The organism is Pseudolactococcus chungangensis CAU 28 = DSM 22330 (assembly GCF_002441885.1).
GTDB lineage: Bacteria > Bacillota > Bacilli > Lactobacillales > Streptococcaceae > Pseudolactococcus > Pseudolactococcus chungangensis.
Genome location: NZ_JXJT01000070.1, coordinates 1 through 539 on the forward strand (window position 1 = coordinate 1; position 539 = coordinate 539).

Here is a 539-nt window from a genome sequence, read left to right on the forward strand (position 1 = left end):
TCGCTGTTGGTTACTACCTGCGTTACAATCTAAGCTATCGTGAAGTTCAGGAATTGTTATATGATCGTGGAATAAATGTTTGTCATACTACGATTTATCGTTGGGTGCAAGAGTACAGCAAAGTCCTCTATTATCTTTGGAAGAAGAAAAATAGACAATCCTTCTATTCATGGAAAATGGACGAAACCTATATCAAAATTAAGGGACGTTGGCATTATCTTTATCGTGCAATTGATGCGGACGGCTTAACCTTAGATATCTGGTTACGAAAGAAACGGGATACGCAAGCAGCCTATGCTTTCTTAAAACGACTCCATAAACAGTTTGGTGAGCCGAAAGCAATTGTGACCGATAAAGCACCTTCTCTTGGCTCCGCCTTTAGAAAGTTACAGAGTGTGGGTTTATATACTAAGACAGAGCACCGAACTGTGAAGTATCTTAACAATTTAATAGAACAAGACCATCGACCTATTAAACGACGGAATAAATTTTATCAAAGTCTCCGTACAGCCTCTTCCACGATTAAGGGCATGGAGACC

At 39.7% G+C, this 539-nt stretch carries 1 protein-coding gene; it reads left to right on the top strand.

What is annotated here, in order from left to right; genetic code table 11:
• Positions 1 to 539, top strand: a 539-nt coding sequence (locus RR45_RS10935; RefSeq protein ID WP_096823197.1) for an IS6-like element ISS1N family transposase, incomplete at both ends; no start/stop codon positions are given.